A 22,045-nucleotide genomic window follows, 5' to 3' on the forward strand; every position below is an offset into this window, starting at 1 on the left:
AGATGCGTTGATTGCGCGGCAAGGGATGGTGACGAACGGCGGAAAAGGGATACACAGAAGGGGCGAGCGGCGTTGTCCCGCCCCGAATTTTACGATCAGAAATCGTAGCTCATCGATACTTTAACGGTACGTGGCTGGCCCTGGAACAGATAGGTGCCGGTATCATCAATACCTGACCAGTAGTTCTCATTGGTCACATTATCCACCCCGGCACGCAGGACCATCTGGTTTTGATTCTGGTTCAGCGCCAGACGGTAGCGTACGCCCAAATCGAGGGTCGTATAGCTGTCGAGTTTTTTGCTGTTCGCCGCGTCGGCATACTGTGAACCGGTGTGGTTCACCCGTGCGGTGGCCGTCAGCCCGTCAACCGGCTTGATGTCATACTCCGCGCCTAACACCGCGTAGAAGCGAGAAACGCCGATGGCATCTTTACCATCGTTGATCCCCTTCGCCGTTTTGGTTTGCTCCGGATCCAGCCACTGAACGCTGCCGTTCAGGCGCAGGCCCAGCGTCGGTTCGCCGAAGATGTTCAGTTCGACGCCGCGGTTACGCTGCTCGCCATCCAGCCCGTAGTAGCCGTTAGCATCGGAGATAGCGTTAGGCTTTTTAATTTCAAACAGCGCCAGCGATCCCCCCAGGGTGCCATAATCAATTTTCACCCCAACCTCATCCTGTTTCGAATGAGCGATCCCGGTGCTCTGCCCGGCATTTGTCGCGGTATTTGGCGCCACGCTCCCCGGCTGCAGCGCCTCGGTGTGGTTGGCGTACAGCGACAGCGTCTCCCACGGCTTGTAGACCAGACCCACCGTCGGCGTCCAGCGGCTCTGGGTATAGCGGGAAGACGTATCTTCCAGACCGGTTTTGTTGCTGTAGTTACGCACCACCACTTTCTGATGACGCGCGGCGGCGGTGAGCAGCAGGCTGTTATCAAAGAAGCCTAGCGTGTCGCTCAGCAGCCAGCCCTGGGTACGGCTGCGTGACGTGGTGAGCGGGTCGAAGTAGTTGCCGCCAAAATAGGCGTTATCCGGCATCGCCACATCATGGTTGTCATAGATATTGGTGGTCGGGTTTTTCGCCGACATACGCCAGGCGGTGGCATCGGTTCTGACCTGAGCGGCATAGCCGACGTTGACCTGATGAGAGATAACCCCGGTGTTGAAATTACCCCGTACACCGCCCATTCCGCTGATCGAGTCGATGATGCGGTTGGTATCCAGACGCCCGACGGTAGCATCGCCGTTGTCGTTAACCAGCTTCGGCGCGCTATAGGTGCCGGTTTCATGCGAGTGCTGGCCGCCGAGGGCGCTGTACAACGTCCAGCTGTTGGTCAGGTCATACTCGGCTTTGGCCATACCGAATTCGCTTTCTATATCGCTATAGCCCCACTTCTGGCTGTAGTTTTTGCTGTTATCCGGCAGCGCAGGAACAAAATCGACGCCGCTGATATTGATCCCCATCGTTCCGCCATGGAACGTCTTTTTCTGATAGCCGAAATCAAGAGAGGAGCGCAAACGGTCGCCGCGATAATCCAGCCCCAGTGACCCCAGCGTCGTGCGGCGCCGGTCATTATCAACCGCGCCCTCACCTTCGCGGTGAACCAGGTTCACCCGGGCGCCAAACTGATTATCTTCGCCAAAGCGACGGCCAAGGTCGAGGCTGCCGCCGACCTGAGAATCAGCGGTATAGTCCACGCCAACGCGGGTGGTCGGTACATCATCCGCACGTTTCGGTTCGAGGTTGATCATCCCGCCGACGCCGCTGCTGGCGACGCCATTGAGCAGACCGTTAGCCCCTTTGAAGACTTCAACGCGCTCCAGCATCTGGGTATCCATCACCTGACGCGGCACCACGCCCGCCAGGCCGCCCATGGTCATATCATCGCCATCCAGCTTAAACCCGCGAATGCGATAGGTTTCGGCAAAGTTACCGTAGCCCTGCACCGCCTGTACGCCGGCGTCATTACCGATCACCTCGGCGATAGTTTGCGCCTGCTGGTCCTGAATCAGTTTCGAGGTATAGCCGATAACGTTAAACGGCACATCCATCGCCTTTTGTTCGCCAAGCATACCGATACGGCCGCCGTGGGCAATTTGTCCGTCAAGGAAGGCCGGTACCACCAGGTCGCCGCCGGCTTTAAAATCGCTGCCTTCGGTCGCCTGAACGAGCATAACCTCTTCGTTTTTGTTGCTATTCGCGGTGTTGTCTGCAGCTACAGCGCTCTGGGTAATGGCGCCAATGGTTAACGCCAGCAGCGTTTTGCGCAGCGGGAATGGGGAAGACGTGATGTGCATAATGAGTCCGTGATGAAGATAAATGGAACAAATGGCCCGCTGCCGGGCCAGAATTTTTTATTGCGCGTTCAGGTCGATGCGGACAACGCTGTCCGGACCTTTGGTGGAGTGATCTTTGTTGAACGGTTGTTTAGCGGTCACAAACAGCGTCTGCCCCTCGGCATCAAGCAACAGGCTGTTTGGATTCACGGGGATATCCCACTGTTTTTTCAGCGCATAGGTAGTGCCATCGAGGCTGATAACCTTGCCGGACTCGCGCTGGGAGATATAAATCTCATTGCGTTTCGGGTTGAACAGCACCGCCAGCGAGTCGCCCAGGTCGAGCTGCTTAATCACCTTGCCGCTGTGAATATCCAGCACCAGAGTGGTTTTCGCTTTTGAGTTATCGGTGACGAACAGGCGGCCGGTCTCGCTGTCTTCGGCGATATTCAGCAGCAGCGCCGGCTTGTCGCCCAGCGGCTTCCAGCGCTGTTCAATGCGGTTATTGCGCGGGTTGATTACGAGGATTTCCCCGCCGCCGTTGGCTGCATACAGACGTCCGGTTTGCGCGGAATAGTGCAGGCCGGTCATCCATTTGCCGGTATTTTTAATCCGCGCTTTCAGCTTCAGCGTATTGGCATCAACCACCCAGATTTGCGCCGGATCGGCAACGGCACCCACGTAGAGGGTATTATTCAGCAGCAGGATCTGGCGCGCGCCGTACGGCAGCCCCTTCTCGTTGCGCTCGCTAAACAGCAGGCGCTTTTTGACTTTGCCGGTGGCGGTGTCAATGGCGCTGATGCCGCCGTCAAGCGAGTTGGTGACGAACAGCGTTTTGCCATCCGGCGTTATCTGGACGGCAAAGTTTTTCAGGTCGGTGTAGCTCAGGCCGATGGTCTTCAGCGTTTTCGGGTCGAGCTTATAGACCGCCCCGCCCTGCACGTCTTTAAAACCTTCGGCGCTGGCCACGTACAGCGCATCGCCCCGTGGGCTGAGCGCCATTTCGTACAGCCCCTCGGCCAGTTGACGTTTGAGCGGCTGTATGACGGTCACGGCGTTTTTCTCGGCGACCGGCGGGGTTACCTTAGTGGAAGGGGGTGTGGCGCAGCCGCTTAAGACGGCAGAAATGACCAGAGCTAATACCGGAATGGTGTATTTCATCATTGAAATCCTTAACAAAATCAATAAACCGGTGGTAGCTCTGCGCCGATATTATGTTGTTCCGGCATAGCAAGACTGAACCCCACCCTACGCCTTCGCTGTTTCCTTGTGAGCGGCTCACTGGCGCAGGTTAGTCCATTCTTAGCCTGCAAACAAAAAGAAGAATGAGAACTATACTCATTATCTTATAGCGTGCAAGCCTAATCACAACCGACCCGCGCAAAAGCGATAATCTGCTGAAAACAAGGCGTTCTTATGGGGGGGAGCGGCTCTCACGAGCGGGAGAAAACGACAGACCCCGCGCGCTGACCGTACGGGGTAAGGGAAAATACGGGCCACATCCGACAAATCGCACGGCCCGATATACGATCGCTTCAGCACTATAGCGGCCGATGGCGCCGGACTAATAGCGTACCATCACCGATTTGAGTTCGGTGTAATCATCGATAAAGGCGCTGCCGAACTCGCGGCCAATCCCCGACCCTTTCATGCCGCCAAACGGCACCGCCGGATCGAGAAAGGTGTGCATATTCACCCAGACAATTCCGGCGTTAATCGCGTCGGAATAGCGCAGCGCCTTGCGGATGTTCTCCGACCAGACGCTGGCGGCCAGGCCAAACGGCGAAGCGTTAATCCGGGACAGCGCCTCCTCTTCGCTTTGGTAGCCGATAAAACTGCACACCGGACCGAAAGTCTCTTCCTGCATCAGCGTGCTGTTTTCGCTCCGGACCTTCACCGCCGTCGGTAAGACAAAATAGCCGTCGCCGGGCAGCGCTTCGCCGCCGCAGACAATGGTGTCGCCCTCTTCCCGCGCTTTTTCAATCAGCTGCAGCACCTTCTCAAACTGCACCCGATTAGCCAGCGGCCCCATCAGCGTCTGTTCATCCAGCGGTGAGCCGGGACGCAGCGCAGACAGGCGCTGCTTCAGTATTTCCAGCACCGCATCCAGCTTGCCCTGCGGCAGATAAAACCGCTCGGCGGCAGCGCAGATTTGCCCCTGGTTCAGATAACCTGCTTCGATAATGCCGTCCGCCATCGCCTCGGGGGTGAGATCGTCGAGAAACAGCGCGGCGTTTTTGCCCCCCAGTTCGAGGGTGACGCGTTTTCCGGCGCCGATCGCCGCATGCTGAACTTTCTCGCCGGTCGCCACCGAACCGGTGAAGCTGACCTTGGCGCAGGCCGGGTGGGCGATCAAGCGCTGGGCGATTTCACCGCCCGCGCCGTTCACCACGTTAATCACCCCGTCCGGGATCCCCGCCTCTTTCGCCAGCTCCGCAACCCGCAGCAGCGTCAGCGGCGTATACTCGCTCGGCTTCATCACGATGGTGCAGCCGCACACCAGCGCCGCCGCCAGCTTCCAGATAGCGATCATTATCGAAAAGTTCCACGGCACGATCCCTACCACTACGCCAACCGGCTGACGACGAGTAAAGGCCGTGTACTGCTCTCCCGCCATGGACGGGAGCGAGACATCCAGCGTTTCGCCGGTGACCTTGCCTGCCCAGCCGGCAAAGTAGCGCAGGAACGCCACCAACTGATCCAGCTCAAGCATTCGCGCCAGGCCGATGGTTTTACCGGAGCACAGGCTCTCCAGCTGCGCCAGCTCCTCACGATGGCTGGCCAGCAGATCGGCCAGCCTGAGCAGCAGCGTGCCGCGCTGCAGGGTCGGCATCGCACGCCAGGAGGCAAAGGCCTGGCTGGCGCTGGCCATCGCCCGATCCGCCTGCCCGACATCCGCCGACGTTACCCCGGCAATCGCTTTGCCAGTGGCGGGGTTTATCACCGCCAGCGTCGGTCCGTTGCCGGGCAAAGCCTCTCCGGCAATAAACTGCCCGTGCGGTTGGCGTAAAAAAGCTGCTACTTCAGCAAGTAAGGTCACGTCGCTCATCGGTGGCATCCGTTTTTTCAGGAAATGTTCCTCATCACATCACGCCAGAAACAGACTGCCTATCGTTCTAAAGAACGTCATTCTTTCGGACGATATTCAGCGCCCCGCCGCCATGCTGTGATGGAGGTCTTAGCCAGGCGAGACAGACAGGGTAACGCTATGAATATCAAAATCGATGCGCTGAACTACTACGGCGCCACCAAAAAATATCAGCTGCATTTTCCGGCGCTGCAGGATGATATTGACGCCGACGTGGTGATCATCGGCGGCGGCTTTTCCGGTATCAATACTGCGCTGGAGCTGGCAGAACAGGGCATCACCAACGTGGTCGTACTCGAAGCCCGTCATTTAGGCTACGGCGGCACCGGCCGCAACGGCGGCCAGGTCATGGCCGGTATTGGTCACGACATCGAAGCGGTGAAAAAACATGTGGGTAAAGAGGGGCTGGAGACGCTGTTTAAAATCTCGAACCTTGGTGCAGGAATCATTCGCGAACGGATTAAGAAATACAATATCGATGCCGACTTTGTTCCGGGTTACGGCTATCTGGCCTATAACCAGCGTCAGCTGAAGACCCTGCGCCAGTGGGAAAAAGAGTTTAAGGCCGCCACTCCGGATGAGGATATCGCGCTCTATACCGGCAGCGATGTGCAGCAAATTGTGGGCTCCGACGTCTACTGCGGCGCGCTCAAGCATATGGGCGGCGGGCAGATCCACTCCCTGAATATGCTGCTGGGCTCGGCAAAAGCGGCGCATTCATTAGGGGTGAAAATTTTCGAATCCTCTCCGGTCGTAGAGGTGAATTACGGCAAAGAGGTGCGGGTTCGCACGGCGATGGGCAGCGTGAAGGCGGCTAAACTGCTGTGGGCCTGCGACAGCTTCCTCAATAATCTGGAGCCGGAAATCTATAACAAGACGCTGGTGACCTACTCTTATCAGGTCTCAACGGAGCCCCTTTCCGATGAACTGATCGAACGCATCAGCCCGCTGCGCGGCGCCTTCAGCGACATTCGCCCGGTCATCAACTACTACCGAATTACGCGGGAAAACCGCCTGCTGTTCGGCAGCGCCACGCGCTACCTTGAATATACGCCGAACGATTTTGCCGCCTGGAATCGTACGCTGCTGGCGGAAGTGTTCCCCTATCTTAAGGATGTCAAAATCGACTTCGCCTGGGGCGGCCCGATGGCCTGTAGCGCGAACCTGTTCCCGCAAATTGGCACCCTGCGCGAGCACAATAACGTTTTCTACGTTCAGGGTTATTCCGGGTTTGGCGTCACCCCCTCGCATATCGTGTGCAAAATTCTCGCCGAAGGAATTAACGGCGGCTCAGATCGTTACCGCCTGATGAGCAGTATTCCTCACGCCACAATCCACGGTCGTGACAGCCTGCGTCTGCTGCTGGTCACCGCCGGAAAACTCATGCATCAAACCGCCGGTTACTGGAAAGGCCGGAGTTAACCAGGAGAACATCATGCAAGCATTTAAACTCGATCAACCGGTTCCTGAACTGCAGCCTATCGGCAGCGTCAGCCTGCTGGGCGCAACGCCAACCGAAGGCGATCCGCAGGTGGCGGGCGCTATGGTTTACGGCGAACCACAGGACGCCTTTACCTGCGGTCTGTTTTCGTCCACTCAGGGGAGTTTCACCATGACCTATCCGTTTACCGAACACGCCACCGTGCTGGAAGGCGAAGTTGAGCTGACCGTCTCTGGCGGCAAGCCGCAGCGCTTCGCCCCGGGCGACAGCTGGTTCGTGAAGCAGGGCACCGAAGTGGAGTGGAAAATCCTCACCCCGCGCTTCGTCAAACACTACCTGGCGAACGTCGAAAGCCGCTAACCAACGCAGACAATCCCCGGTGCCCGGCGGCGGGGATTGTATTCATGCACTGGGTCACAGATTCAACCGCCGTTCTCCACCTTCAGGACGATATTCATTGAGCCGGATGCCAACCTAAATTATGACTATCCGGAATGGCTATTCACTTCCAGCCACTCCCTGCCCTTACCTATCTTGTGCAGAGGTTGACTATGTTCAGTAAAAGACTCGCCAGCCATCTCGAACGCGGCGTCGTCGGCTTTCCTACTACCCTCGCCAGCTCCGTCGGACTGATTATGGCCAGCCCGGTGATCCTGACCGTGACCAGCGGTTTTGGGATGGGCGGCGATACCTTCGCGCTGGCGGTACTGCTGGCGTTTATCATGATGCAGGCGCAGGTCACCACCTTTGCCGAAGCGGCGACGCTAATCCCCACGACCGGCTCGGTATATGACTATATCGCCTGCGGGATGGGGCGTTTTTTCGCCATTACCGGCGCGCTGTGCGCCTATCTGATCGTGCATATTTTTGCCGGCACCGCGGAAACCATTCTGGCCGGGGTGATGGCGCTGGTGAACTTTGAGTCCATCAGCAGCCAGATGGCCGCCCATCAGAATACCTGGATGGTCGGCGTCGGGATGGTGGTGGTGTTCGGCCTGCTGAACGCCATTGGCGTCGAGATCTTCGGAAAGGTCGAAGTCGTACTGACCTTCGGGATGTGGAGCACGCTGACCATTTTCGGCCTGTGCGGAATTTTTATGGCGCCGGTGACCCATCTCTCCGGCTGGTTCGGCACGCCGCTTGATGTCAGCGATCTCTCAGGTCTGTTCGGCTATATCGGCATGGCGATGTTTATGTTCGTCGGCTGTGAACTGGTGACCCCCATGGCCCCGGAAATTAAACACGCGCACCGCACCATTCCTCGCGCGATGGCGCTCGGCCTGCTGGGCGTCGCAAGCTGCATGTTTATCTATGGTGCGGCCATTAACCGTCAGGTCGAGAACGTGGTACTGGACGCGGCGAACAACGTCCACCTGCTGGATACGCCGATGGCTATTCCGGCCTTCGCCGAACGGGTGATGGGCCACGCGGGACAGTACTGGCTGGGCGTCGGCCTGCTGCTGGCGGGCTGCGCGACCATTAATACTCTGATGGCCGCCGTACCGCGGATTATCTACGGCATGGCGCTGGATGGCGCGCTCCCGCGCTTCCTGACCTGGCTGCATCCCCGCTTCAAGACGCCGGTTATCGCCATTGCCATTGGCGTGGCGATACCCTGCCTGCACGCCTGGTATCTGAACGGCAATATCGATCGTATCGTGCCGCTGATCCTCGCCGCCGTCTGCGCCTGGGGCGTCGCCTATCTGCTGGTGACCCTTTCGGTGGTACTGCTGCGTATTCGTCGTCCGGATCTGCCTCGCGCCTACCGCTCGCCGTGGTTCCCGCTGCCGCAAATTATCTCCAGCGTCGGGATTATTATCGCCATCATCAATATCACCCCGCCGGGGATGGACAGCCGCGAAGTGCTGGTGCCATTTGGCATCATGCTCGGCCTGACCGCCGCCTATGCCCTCTTCTGGACGGTGTGCGTCCAGCGGGTCAACCCGTTCCGTCCGGTACCGGTTGAAGAGGTGGTGGAACGCGCGATTGGCAACTATGAGAAACAGAACCAAGGGGAGATGACGCCAGATGCCCTCCGTCCCCTCGTTTAGTACCCCGCTGATGAATGCGGTGCAGCGCGACCTGGCCGGCTGGAACAGCGAAAAGCTCAGCGAGCGCAGTGCGGTGCTGCACCTGAACGCCACCACCGACGTCACCTTCAGCGTTCGCCAGAAAAGGCTGTTTATGGCCAGCATTCACAGCTGCGAATTTGTCGTCGAGGGGCCGGTCACCCGGCCCGCTCAGGGTAACATTCGCGCCCATCAATCCGGCTGGCTTAAACGCCAGCCGGTGACCTTCCGGGCGGCAAAACCGGCCGCCGATCTCGCCCGTTACCTCAACCGTTTTCCGCGTTTACAGCAGACATTAAGCGAACTGGATTACCGCCGTTTCTCCTTAACCATTGATAATCAGCGCTGGCGCTGCTGCATTGAGCCGTGGGCCGCCAGCGAGGTGGTCTGCAAAATGCCGCCGCTGCGCCGCTATCTGCGTCTCGAAAAACATCAGCGGATGCTGCTGCTGAGCGTTATGAATATGCTGCATCAGGCGATCGGTCAGTGGATGGCGCAAACGGCGACAGAGAAGTGACATCAAAGAGAAGTGAAAAGTAGTCTCACACAGGAGAGCGCTTCTCCGCCTTCCTGGCGGAGAAGCGAAAGGAGATTACTTCAGCCCAAACCGGTGCGCCAGTTCGTCAATCGCCTGGCGCTGAAAGCGGGTAAAGGCCTCGCGCGGTTGCTGTTGCTGAATAAACGCCAGCAGCGGATCCTCAACCTCGGTTTTCACGCCGCTCAACGCCTCCATCACCGCCAGCCCGCAGAACGGTACATAGGATTCGGCATAGCCCCCTTCATGCACCATCACCAGCTTACCGCCGCACAGACGATCGGCCGCCTCCTGCACCCGTTCGGTCATGGCGCGGAAACTATCGCTGTGGAGCAGCATTCGCGCCAGCGGATCCATAGCGTTGGCATCGTAACCGCAGGCGACGATAATCAGATCCGGTTCAAAACGCGCCAGCGCCGGCAGCACGATCGTTTCCAGCGCATAGCGCCAGCCGTCGTCCCCTGCGCCGGCCATCAGCGGAACATTAATGTTGTAACCTTCGCCGGCACCGGTGCCGCGATCTTCCTCTCCGGCATAGCCCGGTGGGAAACAGCCGTCCTGGTGCAGCGAGATTGTCAGCACATCGTCACGATGCAGGTAGATATGTTGCGTACCGTTGCCGTGGTGCACATCCCAGTCGAGGATCGCCACTTTACCCAGCCCGAACCGCGCCTTCGCCCGCTCCACAGCAATGGGAATGTTGGCAAGAAAACAGAAGCCCATCGATTGATCCGGCAGGCAGTGGTGGCCCGGCGGCCGCGACAGAGAGTAGGCATTATCCAGCTCGCCGCTCAGCACCGCCTCAACCGCGGCACAGGCCAGCCCGGCAGAAAGGCAGGCAATTTCATAGCTGCCCGGCCCCAGCGGCGCCTCTTTGCCCAGCAGACCGCCGCCGCTATCGCTGATCGCCTTAAAGCGCTCCAGATAATGTGCCGGGTGAATGCGGCGCAGATCCTCCTCGCCGGCGGCCGCGCCGCCGCGTAGCTGAAGCTGCGCAGTCAGCCCCGCGACATCCATCAGGTTTTTCATCCGACGCTTGGTCTCCGGCGATTCCGCATGGCCGCCCCCTGCCGGAGGTTGTACCCAGCCGCCGACCGGTAGCGTCACCGCATGCAGGCCGGTACTGTGCCAGAAACAACGTTCATCAAAGAAGAAACCGGTTTTTCTTTTCACTCTATCCTCCCGTTGGCTCACTCTTCCCGGCGGACGATGCCGCCAGAATTAATCCTGCTGAGATCAGCGCGCAGCCGCCTGCCGCCGCAAGCAGCGCATCGGCGCTGGAAAAACGTTGTAGCAGCGCCCCGGCCAGCGCCGGACCGGCCGCCATTCCGCCGCCAATCACCAGATTGATGCTGTTCATCAGGCGACCGTTGTTATCCAGCCCGGCAACGCGCGCGAGAATAAAAGGCAGAACAAAGGTCCAGGTGAATTTGAACAGCAGCGCGGCCAGCGCGAAGCGCATCAGCAGCGGATGACTGACCAGCAGCACAATGCTGAGAATCAGCAGGCCGTAGCCCAGCCAGACCGGTATCCGGTCCGGGCGCCGCGTGCCGCGCAGAGCGGCGCCGCCCGCGCCGATAATGCCGCACACCGTCGCAGCCGCCAGCACCATGCCAATTTGCGCCGCGGTCAATCCCGCCGCGCTGCCGATGGTGCCGATAAAAGTCCACACCGCGCTGAGGCTGATATAAAACGTGAGGATCGCCAGCACCGCGCACAGCTTACGTCGCGGTGCGGCCGCGGGCGGCTGGCGGGAAGAGGCCGACATCGGCTGAAAGCGCTGAGGAAAGGCCGGGACCAGCGGCAGACAGCAGAGCATGATAGCGGCGAGGATCAGATACACCACCTTCAGGCCAAAGCTGGCAAACAGGGCGGGTAACACCAGCAGTCCCACCATTCCCAGCAGCAGTTGTCCCAGCACCCAGAAGGCATACACCCGGGAAGGATTGGCCGTCCCGGCCGCACAGCTGATACACAGGATCATCAGGGTGCCCCCCGCCAGCGAGGCGATGAAGCGGGCGATCAGCAGCGTTTCGTATTGACTGACCGCCGCCGAGACAAGATTGGCGACGAGAAACACCGCGCAGGCGCACAGGGCCACGCGGCGCCAGTTCAGACGACTCATCCACCACCATGCGGGCAGCGTCGCAAGGCTCATGGCGCCGAGTTCGGCGGAGAAAAGATAGCCAATCTCTGCCGGCGTCAGCTGCCATTCGCTGGCCAACTGCGCCGCGACCGCTGGCGCGGTCATCAGAATCCCCGGCGCAACGGCAGCGAAAATGACGATGGCCGCCAGCAGGCGGGCGGTGAAAACCAGCCCGGACGGCTGGGATAAAAGCTTTTCGGCAACAGGCGTACTCGACATCGTGGTGCGTGCTCCAGTCAAAAAAGTCTCCCCCCGGGCAGCAGTCCAGGGAGTGATACCGTCAGGCATCAGGAAAACGCCGCGGTCGGCGGCGCGCGCGGGATGCGTTGAGTCAGATTACAGATGCAGCGTGCGCTGAGCGGATGGCATCCAGGTTCGGGAAACGAGCTCGGTACGATTGACCACTTCGGTCTTGGCAAAAATATTGCGTAGGTGGGTCTTCACCGTGGAGAGAGAAATATCCAGCTGACGGGCAATCAACTTATTACTGGCCCCTTCGCGGACCATGCCAACAATTTCACGCTCTTTCGCCGTCAGCATCGCCGGCAGGTCTTCCTCTTCCTGGAGACAATCGTGGATGGCCAGCTCCACCAGCGGCAGCACCGCCTGGGCGCGCAGACGCTCTTCGCTGGAGAAAGCGACGTCGCGCATTAAGGAGATACCGGCAATAATCCGTCGGTCGCGGCGAATAAACACTTCGGTCATGTCGCGAACATTATTCGGCAACATAAACTCATGATAGTAATGACGGTTACGGTCACAGAGGCCTGGCGTCATCGCCGCCATGGTAATTGCCTGATGGCTAAAGCGGGACGGCAGCAGCGGATCTAACGGCTGAAAACACTCCAGATATTGCTGGTGCGTATTCGCAGAAATATTATGCAAAATATAGTGTTCTGGTTTTAAACGATGATTGACCCGATAAAACACCGCCGACGACAGTGGAATTAACTGTGAAATAGTCTGTAAACAACGGGCAATTATCGCATCATTACGACTGGCTTTTAATAAAGCAGACATGATCCCCTCCCGTCGAGGTGAAAGTGCGTTAAACGCGGATGACCAACGATACAAGAAGCATACATTTCACATTTAAGTAACACAATCATTAACATATTAACAATGTGATATTGGTTGCAAAATTTTATTTAACACACTGTTATTTAAAACATTATTATTGCGCATAGCGTTGTGTTATCGACCTAATATTAAAACATAAACAAAAGTTATTAACTTTATCCCCTGGCGCCGCGCGCTTCACATTCTCACGCTTTTCAGCGCCGAACTCGTCCTTTAGAACGATAGTCTTTTTCAACGACTCCTCTATACCTGATAAATAACACTCAGGTCATTTTCATCAGGCGCTTAACTCTGCAGGGAAGCGTAGGTTTTTCTGCTGCCCAAACAGAACCGCAAGCCGAAAAAATTAACCGGAGACGGAGTGCTGCCCCGCGCCAGAATGGCAAATAAAATAACTTAACCGGACAGGATCAAAACGATGCTGAATATCGCCGCACTACGCCAGCAGCAAATTCCGCTGGCTATGGAGCCTCGGGCAACGGTGCCCTTTCATCTTTTGATCAAACCCATTGGCCCGGCCTGCAACCTTGCCTGCCGTTACTGTTATTACCCACAGGGCGATACCCCGGTGCGGAAAATGGACGATGCGACGCTGGAGTCGTTTATCCGCCGCTATATTGCCGCCCAACCGGCCGGGGCCCGGGAGATTAATTTCGTCTGGCAAGGCGGCGAACCGCTGCTGGCCGGACTGCGGTTTTATCAGAAGGCGCTGGCGCTGCAGCAGCGCTATGCCCCCGCGGGCGTCACCATCAGCAACAGCCTGCAAACCAACGCCACGCTCATCAACGATGCGTGGTGCCGCCTGTTCCGGGAACATCACTTCACGGTCGGCGTCAGTCTGGAAGGTAGTGAAACACTGCAAAACCACCATCGTCCGGATAAACGCGGCCAGGCCAGCTACCCGGCGGCGCTGCGCGGCATCGCTCTGCTGCACCGGCATCAGGTGGAATTTAATTTACTGGTGGTGGTCCACGACGAGATGACCCGGCACGCGGCCTCCATTTACGACCATATTGTCAGTCTTGGCGCCCGCTACCTGCAGTTTCAGCCGCTGATGAGCGAAGGCGATGCCCTGGCGCAGGGCTACCGGCTCAGCGCCGATAACTGGGGGCGCTTTATGGTCGCTATCTGGCGCCAGTGGCGTAAGCGCGACGATATCGGGCGGGTTTTTGTGATGAATATTGAGCAGGCGTGGGGGCAATATTTTAGCCATACCAGCGCCACCTGCGTCCATGCCGCTCGCTGCGGCAGCAACCTGGTGATGGAGCCCGACGGCCGGCTCTACGCCTGCGATCACCTGATTAACGACCGGCATCATCTTGGCCAGCTCGACGACCGCCCGCTGGCTCAGGCGGTGGAGAGCGCGACCCGCCTGCCCTTCGGCAGCGAAAAAAGCCGACGCCGGGAGTGTCAGCAGTGCGCGGTAAAAATAGTCTGCCAGGGCGGCTGTCCGGCCCATCTTAACGACGCCGGCTACAACCGGCTGTGCGCCGGCTACTTCCATTTTTTTAGCGAAATTCTTGCTCCGCTGCGCCCCTACTCCCGCGATCTGAACGGCCTGCGCGCCTGGCGCGCCCGCTTTATCGACAGTCGGGTGACGCGCTAACCGACATTTTTCCATGGTCGCGCCGCCTTCATCTTCGGGCGCGATGAATCCCCGATCCTGAACAGGAGACCCGGTAGTGAAGAAAAAAACAGTGGCCGCCGCGCTGAGCATGATCCTCTCCGGCGCAGCGCACAGCGCGCAAACCGAGCGCCCCAACATCATCGTGATTATCGCCGACGATATGGGGTATTCCGATATCAGCCCCTTCGGCGGTGAAATCCCGACGCCTAACCTGCAGGCGATGGCCGAACAGGGCGTGCGCATGAGCCAGTACTACACGTCGCCGATGTCAGCCCCTGCCCGTTCGATGCTGTTGACCGGGAATACTAACCAGCAGGCCGGCATGGGCGGAATGTGGTGGTATGACAGCACCCTTGGCAAAGAGGGGTATGAACTGCGCCTCACCGATCGCGTCACTACCATGGCCGAACGATTTAAAGATGCCGGCTATAACACGCTGATGACCGGGAAATGGCACCTCGGCTTTGTACCCGGCGCCACGCCAAACGATCGGGGCTTTCGCCACTCGTTCGCCTTTATGGGCGGCGGCACCAGCCATTTTGACGATGCGATACCGCTGGGTACCGTCGAAGCCTTCCACACCTACTACACCCGCGACGGCCAGCGGGTTTCGCTCCCCGCCGACTTTTACTCCAGCGAGGCCTACGCCGCCCAGATGAACCAGTGGATCAAAGAAACGCCGTCGGAACAGCCGGTTTTTGCCTGGCTGGCCTTTACCGCCCCCCACGACCCGCTGCAGGCGCCGGATGAATGGATTTCCCGTTTTAAAGGTCAGTACGAGCAGGGCTATGGCGAAGTTTATCGCCAGCGAATTGCCCGTCTGAAGGCGTCAGGTATTCTCCATGACGACACGCCGCTTCCTGGGCTGGATCTCGATAAAGAGTGGGCGGCACTGACGCCGGAGCAGCAAAAATACACCGCGAAAGTGATGCAGGTATACGCCGCGATGATTGCCAACATGGATGCGCAGATCGGTACGGTGATGGAAACGCTGAAGCAAACCGGGCGGGATAAAAATACGCTGCTGATCTTTTTAACCGATAACGGCGCTAACCCGGCAGAAGGCTTTTACTACGAATCAGAACCCGCGTTCTGGAAGCAGTTCGACAATCGCTACGAGAATATTGGCCGCAAAGGTTCGTTCGTCTCCTATGGCCCGCACTGGGCGAACGTCAGCAACGCCCCTTACGCGCGCTACCACAAAACCACCAGCGGCCAGGGCGGCATCAATACCGACTTTATGATTGCCGGGCCCGGGATTGTCCATAGCGGCAAAATCGACGCCACCACCATGGCGGTGTATGACGTCGCGCCCACCCTCTATGAGTTCGCCGGTATCGATGCCACGAAAGCGCTGGCGAAAAAACCGGTCCTGCCGATGGTCGGCGTCAGCTTTAAACGCTATCTGACCGGCGAAAGCTTACAACCGCCGCGCTCCCGCTACGGCGTCGAGCTGCATAACCAGGCGGCCTGGATTGACGGTGACTGGAAGCTTCGGCGGCTGGTAAAAACCTTCCCGCAGGCGGGCGACGCGCCGTGGGGGCTGTTCAATCTTAAGCAGGACCCGCTGGAAACCCATGATGTCGCCGCACAATATCCGCAGCGGGTGCAGACCATGAGTCAGGATTACGCGGCGTTTGCCGGTCGCACCATGGTGGTTCACGCCGACGGCAAAGCCATCGACTATGTCGGCATCGACGCGAAAACCGGTCGCTACCTCGCGGTGGATCCTCAGACCATGAAACCCGTTGCGGCGCCACAGGCGATACCGGCGCCGCAGCACGATTGATTCATCCGGCGATCGTTCTTTCGGGCGATAGCCGGGAGCATATCCCCTTTCTAAGGTACAAAGCAGGCGTGTTGGGAGAGAAACGATGAGTAGAGTGGTAGTGATTACCGGCGGTGGCACCGGGATTGGCGCCGCCTGTGCACGACTGATGGCGGCGGCGGGCGAGACGGTGTTCATTACCGGCCGCCGTCTTGCCCCTTTGCAGGCGCTGGCGGAAGAGACCGGCGCGGTGGCGCTGGCGGGCGATGCCGCCAGCGGCGATGAGTGGCAGGCTCATCTGCTGCCGACGATTCTCGAACGCGCGGGCCATATCGACGTTTTAATCTGTAGCGCGGGCGGCATGGGCAACGGCGCCGTCGTGGAGACCAGCGACCGGCAGTGGCGTGCGGCGCTGGAGAGCAATCTCAACAGCGCGTTTGCCAGCGTCCGCGCCTGCCTGCCATCGCTGATTGCCCGACGCGGCAACGTGCTGTTTGTCGCCTCGATCGCCTCCCTCGCCGCCGGACCGCAGGCCTGCGGCTACGTCACCGCCAAACATGCAGTGATGGGCCTGATGCGTTCAGTCGCGCGGGACTATGGCCCGCAAGGCGTACGCGCCAACGCCATTTGCCCCGGCTGGGTGACTACGCCGATGGCCGATGAGGAGATGCAGCCGCTGATGGACGCGCAGGGGATCAGCCTTGAGCAGGCCTATCAGCAGGTGTGTCGCGACGTCCCGCTGCGCCGCCCGGCCAGCGCGCAGGAGATTGCGCTCGCCTGCCAGTTCCTCTGTTCCCCGCAGGCGTCGATTATCAGCGGTGCGACGCTGGTTGCCGACGGCGGCGCCAGTGCGGTTGATGTCCCGACGCTGGCATTTGCTTAACGTTCTTACACAACAAGGATCTCACATGACTTCAGAAGCCGTATTTATTCAGGTCGGCGCGCTTGCGGACGGCTTTGCGCCTCACGGCAACGTGCTGCCGGTTTCCTCTTTGCCCGGCGGAAAGCCACTGACCTTTTATTTGGCCGACGGCGCCCGTCATCAGCTGACGATGGCCGATGACCACGCCCTGCTCTGGGACGGGCAGCCCGTTTCCGGGCGCGTGACCGCCATTCGCCCCGATGTACTGTTTATCGATTTTCTCGATCCCGGCAAGGAGAACGCCAGCATCAGCGCGGTGTGCAACCTGACGCAAAATAACGCTACCCTGGTCTACGGTCAGCTGCCGACGGAGCAGGCCGCGCGCCTCGATGCGTTCAGCCGCGTCGAGCAGGGGCTGCCGCTGACGGCAGTCGAAGCCCGCTTCCATTTTGCCCGACTGAACCGCGAGCCGGGACCGCTACCGACCTTCACCCGCGCGCTGGTGGGAATGCGTAACCAGTACACCTACAGCCCGACCGAACGCTACGAGCATATTTATCTCAACGATAACTTCTATGCCTGGCAGTGTCTGGAGGGTGTGGAGAAAGGTCTGGCGGATGTCGATCGCTGTCACTATGTGCAGGTGGCGGACGATCTGACGCTGTTCGTCTGGCGCGAGAAAATCATTCCGACGCTGGGCGTGATCCTTATCGATCTGCAGCAGATGCGCACCGACGGCAAGATTCTCGGCTATCAGGGAAGTGATTTTGCCGCGCTGAGCAATTTCCCGGTCGGGGCCAGCGCGCAGATTCTGAATGTGACGAACCATTCTTCCTGAGCGTAGCGCCGGAGCCTGGCGGCTCCGGCACGTCGTCGTCAGGCGCTGGCAATCTCCAGCCGCGCCAGCTGGGCGGCATTCAGCGTCAGCTGAGCGGCACGAGCAAAGCTCTCGACCTGAGCCACGCTGGTGGCGCTGGCAATCGGCGCGGTCACCCCTTCCCGGCCCATCAGCCAGGCCAGCGCCACTTCGCCAGGTTTGGCATGATGCTGGGCGGCAACCTCTTCCAGAGTATCGATAATCCGCATTCCGCGCGGATTAAGGTATTTCCCGATGCCGCTGCCGCGCTGGCTTTGCGCCAGATCGGCCTGTTGACGGTATTTACCGGTCAGGAAGCCGGAGGCGAGGCTGTAGTAGGTGACGACGCCTATTTCCCGGCTGATGCACAGGTCGCACAGCGCCCCCTCAAAAGCGGAGCGGTGATAGAGGTTGTATTCCGGTTGCAGCACCTGCCAGGCCGGCAGCCCCTCTTTCCGCGCCACTTCCAGCGCCGCGGAAAGCTGCTGGGCATCCAGGTTAGAAGCCCCCGTCGCGCGAATTTTCCCCGCCTGCTGCAGCGCGTGAAAAGCGCTCAGCGTCTCGGCAATGGGGGTTTCCGGGTCCGGCCAGTGGGCAAAATAGAGATCGATATAATCGGTGTTCAGACGGCGCAGCGAGTTTTCCACGGCCTGCTGGATCCAGGCTTTCTTCAGCCCTTTTTGCCCGGGCAGCCCTAAATCAGAGCCCACTTTGGTGAAGATTTTTACCTTATCACGCATCCCCGGACGCGCCTGCAGCCAGCGGCCAATCAGGGTTTCCGACTCGCCACCCTGGTTGCCATCCGCCCAGCGGGAGTAGACATCAGCGGTATCAATGGCGTCAAAGCCGTGGTCGACAAAAGCATCAAGAATGGCAAAACTGGTTTTTTCATCGCAGGTCCAGCCAAACACGTTGCCGCCGAAGACCAGCGGCGCGATGGAAAATCCGGTTTTGCCCAATGGACGTGTATTCATGCCGTTCACTCCTTATCGCTTATATTCTGCATCCTTCGCCAGGCCGCAAGGGGCGGGAAAGAACTATGAGTGGAGAGTCAGAAAAGGAATCTTGCGGCGGGCCCATCCGTGCCCGCCGGACGCATCACAACATTATGTCCCGGAATAGACGTCAAAGCTAAAATATTTACCCGACAGTTTTTTATAGGTTCCGTCGGCAAGAATCTGCGCGATCGCGCGGTTAATTTCCTGACGCAGCGCGTCGTCCTCTTTACGCAGGCCAATCGCAGCGCCGGCGCCAAACAGCTTATCGTCCTGCAAATGACCGCCAACAAAGGCGAAATCTTTGCCCTGCGGCTGCTGCAGGAAGCTGTAGTCCGCCATCATTCCGGAGAGCACCGCGCCATCAATACGCCCGGACTCCAGATCCCGCACGACGCTGTCAGCGCCCTGATAGGCCACGATATTAATTCCCGCCGGACGCCAGTGCTGGTTGACGTAAGTCTCCTGCGCTGAGCCCTGCTCCACGCCGATCGTTTTGCCTTTGAGCTGCTCCGGCGTATTGCCGGTTAGCGTATTTTTACGCGCCACGAGGAACACCGGGCCGTTATATAGCTTGTCGCTAAAGCCAATCTGCTCTTTGCGTTTCTCGGTCATATACATGCCGGAGAGAATCGCGTCGAATTTACGCGCCTTCAGCGCCGGAATAATGCCGTCGAAGTTGCTTTCCACCCACACGCATTTCGCCTGCAGCTGCTGGCAGATGGCGTTGCCTAAATCAATATCGAAACCCGCCAGTTTGCCCTGCGGGTCTTTCCATTCAAACGGCGCAAAAGTGGGATCGACGCCAAAACGAATTTCTTTTTGTTCTGCGGCCAGCGTCGATGCGGATGCCATCAGCGCGACCCACAGCAGTAGTGATTTTTTCATTATTTACGAGCTCCAGAGATCAACGGCAGTGTGTTTCAACTAACCGGGCGAAAAACGACGCCCCGGTGGTAATAATGTCATCGTTAAAGTCATAGCCAGGGTTATGCACCATGCAGCCGCCTTTATCGCCCTTCTCGCCGTTACCCAGCAGGAAATAGCAGCCCGGACGCGCCTGCAGCATAAAGGCAAAATCTTCGCTGGCATTCATCGGCGAAATGGATTCCAGCACCTGTTCGCTACCAAAGAGTTCCGTCGCTAATGCTTTGGCGAACGCGGTCTCCTCCACGCTATTGGTCAGCACCGGGTAGGAGTCGTAGACCTCAATCTCGCTGGTCGCTCCGTAGCTTTTGGCGGTAAATTCGGTGATGTCGTGAATCCGTTTAATCAGCAGGTCGCGTACCTCCTGCTTCATCGCCCGCACGGTCAGTTCCATCACCGCGCTTTCCGGGATCACGTTAGAGGCGATGCCCGACTGGAAGGTGCCGACGGTGACAACGGCGGTTTCCCCCGGCGGCACGTTACGCGCGACGATACTTTGCAGGGCCATCACCAGCGCCGAGCCGGCGAGAATGGGATCGACCGCGCGCTCCGGATGGGCGCCGTGGCCGCCGTAGCCGTGAATGGTTATCTTGACGGTATCCGCCGACGCCATAAAGTTGCCGGCGTAGAAGCCCAGCTTGCCGACCGGCAGTCCCGGCATATTGTGCAGCGCAAACACGCAATCGCAGGGGAAGCGTTCAAACAACCCGTCTTTTATCATCAGGTCTGCGCCGCCAATCGCCTCTTCCGCTGGCTGGAAAATCACATGCACCGTGCCGTTAAACTGGCAGGCCGGCGAGGCAATATATTTTGCCGCCGCCAGCAGAATAGTGGTGTGACCGTCGTGGCCGCAGGCGTGCATTTTCCCTGGTACGGTGCTGGCCCAGGGTAATTCCGTGGTTTCAAAAATCGGCAGTGCGTCCATATCGGCGCGCAGCCCGATCGTGCGCGATGAATGCCCTTTCGTAAGCGACCCTACCAGCCCGGTTTTCCCCAGCTCGCGGGTCACCGCATAACCCCACTCCGCCAGTTTTTCCGCCACCAGCTCGCTGGTATTAAACTCTTCCAGACTTAATTCCGGATGGGCATGTAAATAATGACGGATCGCAATCATCTCTTCTTCAGCTGCTTTAATTTCTGGAATCACAAAATTGCTCATGCCGGTCTCCGGGAAATAAGAAATAGATATTCTGATTCATTCAGGCTTCAGGTAAACGGTTGTCGAAAAGTGGGATGCCAGAACCCCAAAACGTGAAGTATGAAGAATAATCTCAGACTCAATAACTTATCTGGATAAGCGTTTAATGCAAGCAAGATTTCTGATTTCCGGCGTGCGCTTCATCTCATTTACTAATGATTATTCAGCAAGTTACCGGCAATGCGAAAAAGAGTAAGGCGTTCAACAGAATGTAAAAAAGGCCAGCAACACCATGCTAATAAACCTTATTTTAATAGTGATATAGCCCACAAATAAGGCAAAATTTAAATATAAACTTTTAATTATTGGATTGTTAACGAGTTTTTATTCTACGATCGCCACGCTTAAATCAGCGTATTAAATACCCGCATTTCCTCAGGAGGCGCCATGTTGCGGGCAGCGAGCATGCCGATAGCGCAGGCAGCGAAATCACCACGACATACCTGAAGATGATTCACGACGCCTCCTCCGGAACCAACGGAAAAATAAACGCGCGCCATAAGATGGACGCAGAATAGCGTAGAACTCAAATATGAAATATCAGGCTCTTTTCCTGGCGTCAGCGCTGGCGCTGGCAGGCTGTAGCGCCCAGGGTGATACCGCCAGCCAGCAGCGCGCCAGTATTCAAAAAATACGCAGCGAAACGCTGAGCAAACTCTATTCTCTCTACCCGGAAGCCCGTAGCGATATCCAGCACGCCGATGGCTATGCCGTATTTGCCAGCAACAGCAGCAAAATTCTGGTATTAGGATTTGGCAGCGGCTACGGCGTGGTTAAAGATCTCCGCACCGGCAAAGATACCTATATGAAAATGGCTCAGGGCGGCGCCGGGCTGGGGATGGGCGTGAAGCAGCAGCGCACCGTACTGGTGTTCCACGATAAAGCGGCACTCCACACCTTTATTACCCAGGGCTATATGGTCGGCGCAGACGCGAATGCTGCGGCGAAATATGATGATAAAGGTGTCGCGCCGGTCGCCGCGTCGGCAAGCGGCGTCGCAAAGGATACCTCTTCGCTGCCGTCGAAAGTGAACGTTTATGAAATTACCGAGAAAGGGCTGGCCGCTCAGGCGATGCTCAACGGCTATAAGTACTGGCCGGATGAGGCGCTGAATAAAAGATAGATTGCTCGGGATAACAGGTCACCCGGCGGTAATCCCCTCTCCCTGAACGGGAGAGGGTTT

18 protein-coding genes are annotated in these 22,045 nt (G+C 58.3%); 9 read left to right on the forward strand and 9 right to left on the reverse strand.

Features of this window, described 5'->3' with window-relative positions; genetic code table 11:
- Positions 1 to 95: 95 nt before the first annotated feature.
- From OQV00_RS19685 to OQV00_RS19695, 3 genes are all read right to left on the reverse strand, one after another.
- Positions 96 to 2,291 (reverse strand): TonB-dependent receptor, encoded by a 2,196-nt coding sequence (locus OQV00_RS19685; RefSeq protein WP_266279282.1) that lies wholly within the window; start codon positions 2,289 to 2,291, stop codon positions 96 to 98.
- A 57-nt stretch (positions 2,292 to 2,348) separates the two neighbouring features.
- Positions 2,349 to 3,431 (reverse strand): YncE family protein, encoded by a 1,083-nt coding sequence (locus tag OQV00_RS19690; RefSeq protein ID WP_048022967.1) that lies wholly within the window; start codon positions 3,429 to 3,431, stop codon positions 2,349 to 2,351.
- Between the two features lie 403 nt (positions 3,432 to 3,834).
- A complete protein-coding gene (locus tag OQV00_RS19695; protein ID WP_266279284.1) occupies positions 3,835 to 5,328 on the reverse strand; it encodes an aldehyde dehydrogenase family protein in 1,494 nt (497 codons plus the stop codon).
- Between the two features lie 150 nt (positions 5,329 to 5,478).
- Between OQV00_RS19695 and OQV00_RS19700 the strand changes: the two genes are divergently transcribed.
- The 4 genes from OQV00_RS19700 (at position 5,479) to OQV00_RS19715 (ending at position 9,385) form a co-directional block, all read left to right on the forward strand.
- Complete coding sequence (locus tag OQV00_RS19700; RefSeq protein WP_004859120.1) at positions 5,479 to 6,780, forward strand: NAD(P)/FAD-dependent oxidoreductase; 1,302 nt, start codon at positions 5,479 to 5,481, stop codon at positions 6,778 to 6,780.
- A 13-nt stretch (positions 6,781 to 6,793) separates the two neighbouring features.
- Positions 6,794 to 7,159, forward strand: a complete 366-nt coding sequence (locus tag OQV00_RS19705; RefSeq protein WP_004859114.1) for a cupin domain-containing protein — start codon at positions 6,794 to 6,796, stop codon at positions 7,157 to 7,159.
- A gap of 191 nt (positions 7,160 to 7,350) precedes the next feature.
- Positions 7,351 to 8,850 carry an APC family permease gene (locus tag OQV00_RS19710; RefSeq protein WP_004859112.1) on the forward strand — a complete coding sequence of 500 codons (1,500 nt, stop codon included), beginning with the start codon at positions 7,351 to 7,353 and terminating at the stop codon, positions 8,848 to 8,850.
- Positions 8,828 to 9,385, forward strand: a complete 558-nt coding sequence (locus OQV00_RS19715) for a DUF3156 family protein (RefSeq protein WP_054829226.1) — start codon at positions 8,828 to 8,830, stop codon at positions 9,383 to 9,385. Before OQV00_RS19710 ends, OQV00_RS19715 begins: the two co-directional genes overlap by 23 nt.
- A gap of 75 nt (positions 9,386 to 9,460) precedes the next feature.
- Here the strand turns inward: OQV00_RS19715 and OQV00_RS19720 are convergent, their stop codons facing one another.
- From OQV00_RS19720 to OQV00_RS19730, 3 genes are all read right to left on the reverse strand, one after another.
- Positions 9,461 to 10,576 carry a class II histone deacetylase gene (locus OQV00_RS19720; RefSeq protein WP_032716820.1) on the reverse strand — a complete coding sequence of 372 codons (1,116 nt, stop codon included), beginning with the start codon at positions 10,574 to 10,576 and terminating at the stop codon, positions 9,461 to 9,463.
- 1 nt (position 10,577) lies between these two features.
- The gene (locus OQV00_RS19725) at positions 10,578 to 11,768 is read right to left on the reverse strand and encodes an MFS transporter (RefSeq protein ID WP_004859100.1); all 1,191 of its coding nucleotides are present in this window, start codon (positions 11,766 to 11,768) and stop codon (positions 10,578 to 10,580) included.
- Between the two features lie 117 nt (positions 11,769 to 11,885).
- The gene (locus OQV00_RS19730; protein WP_004859096.1) at positions 11,886 to 12,569 is read right to left on the reverse strand and encodes a helix-turn-helix transcriptional regulator; all 684 of its coding nucleotides are present in this window, start codon (positions 12,567 to 12,569) and stop codon (positions 11,886 to 11,888) included.
- Positions 12,570 to 13,047: 478 nt separating this feature from the next.
- Between OQV00_RS19730 and OQV00_RS19735 the strand changes: the two genes are divergently transcribed.
- From OQV00_RS19735 to OQV00_RS19750, 4 genes are all read left to right on the forward strand, one after another.
- Entirely contained in the window at positions 13,048 to 14,235 is a 1,188-nt protein-coding gene (locus tag OQV00_RS19735) for an anaerobic sulfatase maturase (RefSeq protein WP_004859093.1), read from the forward strand.
- 76 nt (positions 14,236 to 14,311) lie between these two features.
- The gene (locus tag OQV00_RS19740) at positions 14,312 to 16,045 is read left to right on the forward strand and encodes an arylsulfatase (protein ID WP_015584962.1); all 1,734 of its coding nucleotides are present in this window, start codon (positions 14,312 to 14,314) and stop codon (positions 16,043 to 16,045) included.
- Between the two features lie 85 nt (positions 16,046 to 16,130).
- Positions 16,131 to 16,907, forward strand: a complete 777-nt coding sequence (locus tag OQV00_RS19745; RefSeq protein WP_044349154.1) for an SDR family NAD(P)-dependent oxidoreductase — start codon at positions 16,131 to 16,133, stop codon at positions 16,905 to 16,907.
- Between the two features lie 25 nt (positions 16,908 to 16,932).
- Positions 16,933 to 17,724, forward strand: a complete 792-nt coding sequence (locus OQV00_RS19750; RefSeq protein ID WP_151333911.1) for a MoaF C-terminal domain-containing protein — start codon at positions 16,933 to 16,935, stop codon at positions 17,722 to 17,724.
- Positions 17,725 to 17,762: 38 nt separating this feature from the next.
- Here OQV00_RS19750 and OQV00_RS19755 read toward each other — a convergent pair whose 3' ends face one another.
- The 3 genes from OQV00_RS19755 to OQV00_RS19765 form a co-directional block, all read right to left on the reverse strand.
- Complete coding sequence (locus OQV00_RS19755) at positions 17,763 to 18,716, reverse strand: aldo/keto reductase (protein WP_004859079.1); 954 nt, start codon at positions 18,714 to 18,716, stop codon at positions 17,763 to 17,765.
- 132 nt (positions 18,717 to 18,848) lie between these two features.
- Positions 18,849 to 19,625, reverse strand: a complete 777-nt coding sequence (locus tag OQV00_RS19760) for an ABC transporter substrate-binding protein (RefSeq protein ID WP_004859075.1) — start codon at positions 19,623 to 19,625, stop codon at positions 18,849 to 18,851.
- Positions 19,626 to 19,644: 19 nt separating this feature from the next.
- Positions 19,645 to 20,823 carry a M20 aminoacylase family protein gene (locus OQV00_RS19765; RefSeq protein ID WP_004859072.1) on the reverse strand — a complete coding sequence of 393 codons (1,179 nt, stop codon included), beginning with the start codon at positions 20,821 to 20,823 and terminating at the stop codon, positions 19,645 to 19,647.
- Between the two features lie 571 nt (positions 20,824 to 21,394).
- Here OQV00_RS19765 and OQV00_RS19770 point away from each other — a divergent pair.
- Positions 21,395 to 21,985: a lipid-binding SYLF domain-containing protein gene (locus OQV00_RS19770; protein ID WP_004859069.1), complete on the forward strand. Its 591-nt coding sequence runs from the start codon at positions 21,395 to 21,397 to the stop codon at positions 21,983 to 21,985.
- The last annotated feature ends 60 nt before the right edge of the window (positions 21,986 to 22,045 follow it).

This window comes from Klebsiella sp. DY2415 (genome assembly GCF_026314315.1).
Taxonomy (GTDB): domain Bacteria; phylum Pseudomonadota; class Gammaproteobacteria; order Enterobacterales; family Enterobacteriaceae; genus Klebsiella; species Klebsiella ornithinolytica.

Coding starts and splice junctions, on each gene's coding strand:
- OQV00_RS19695 (WP_266279284.1), bottom strand. CDS start 5,328: ATGCCACCGATGAGCGACGTGACCTTACTTGCTGAAGTAGCAGCTTTT.
- OQV00_RS19710 (WP_004859112.1), top strand. CDS start 7,351: ATGTTCAGTAAAAGACTCGCCAGCCATCTCGAACGCGGCGTCGTCGGC.
- OQV00_RS19690 (WP_048022967.1), bottom strand. CDS start 3,431: ATGAAATACACCATTCCGGTATTAGCTCTGGTCATTTCTGCCGTCTTA.
- OQV00_RS19725 (WP_004859100.1), bottom strand. CDS start 11,768: ATGTCGAGTACGCCTGTTGCCGAAAAGCTTTTATCCCAGCCGTCCGGG.
- OQV00_RS19760 (WP_004859075.1), bottom strand. CDS start 19,625: ATGAAAAAATCACTACTGCTGTGGGTCGCGCTGATGGCATCCGCATCG.
- OQV00_RS19685 (WP_266279282.1), bottom strand. CDS start 2,291: ATGCACATCACGTCTTCCCCATTCCCGCTGCGCAAAACGCTGCTGGCG.
- OQV00_RS19745 (WP_044349154.1), top strand. CDS start 16,131: ATGAGTAGAGTGGTAGTGATTACCGGCGGTGGCACCGGGATTGGCGCC.
- OQV00_RS19735 (WP_004859093.1), top strand. CDS start 13,048: ATGCTGAATATCGCCGCACTACGCCAGCAGCAAATTCCGCTGGCTATG.
- OQV00_RS19705 (WP_004859114.1), top strand. CDS start 6,794: ATGCAAGCATTTAAACTCGATCAACCGGTTCCTGAACTGCAGCCTATC.
- OQV00_RS19700 (WP_004859120.1), top strand. CDS start 5,479: ATGAATATCAAAATCGATGCGCTGAACTACTACGGCGCCACCAAAAAA.
- OQV00_RS19730 (WP_004859096.1), bottom strand. CDS start 12,569: ATGTCTGCTTTATTAAAAGCCAGTCGTAATGATGCGATAATTGCCCGT.
- OQV00_RS19715 (WP_054829226.1), top strand. CDS start 8,828: ATGCCCTCCGTCCCCTCGTTTAGTACCCCGCTGATGAATGCGGTGCAG.
- OQV00_RS19770 (WP_004859069.1), top strand. CDS start 21,395: ATGAAATATCAGGCTCTTTTCCTGGCGTCAGCGCTGGCGCTGGCAGGC.
- OQV00_RS19750 (WP_151333911.1), top strand. CDS start 16,933: ATGACTTCAGAAGCCGTATTTATTCAGGTCGGCGCGCTTGCGGACGGC.
- OQV00_RS19765 (WP_004859072.1), bottom strand. CDS start 20,823: ATGAGCAATTTTGTGATTCCAGAAATTAAAGCAGCTGAAGAAGAGATG.
- OQV00_RS19755 (WP_004859079.1), bottom strand. CDS start 18,716: ATGAATACACGTCCATTGGGCAAAACCGGATTTTCCATCGCGCCGCTG.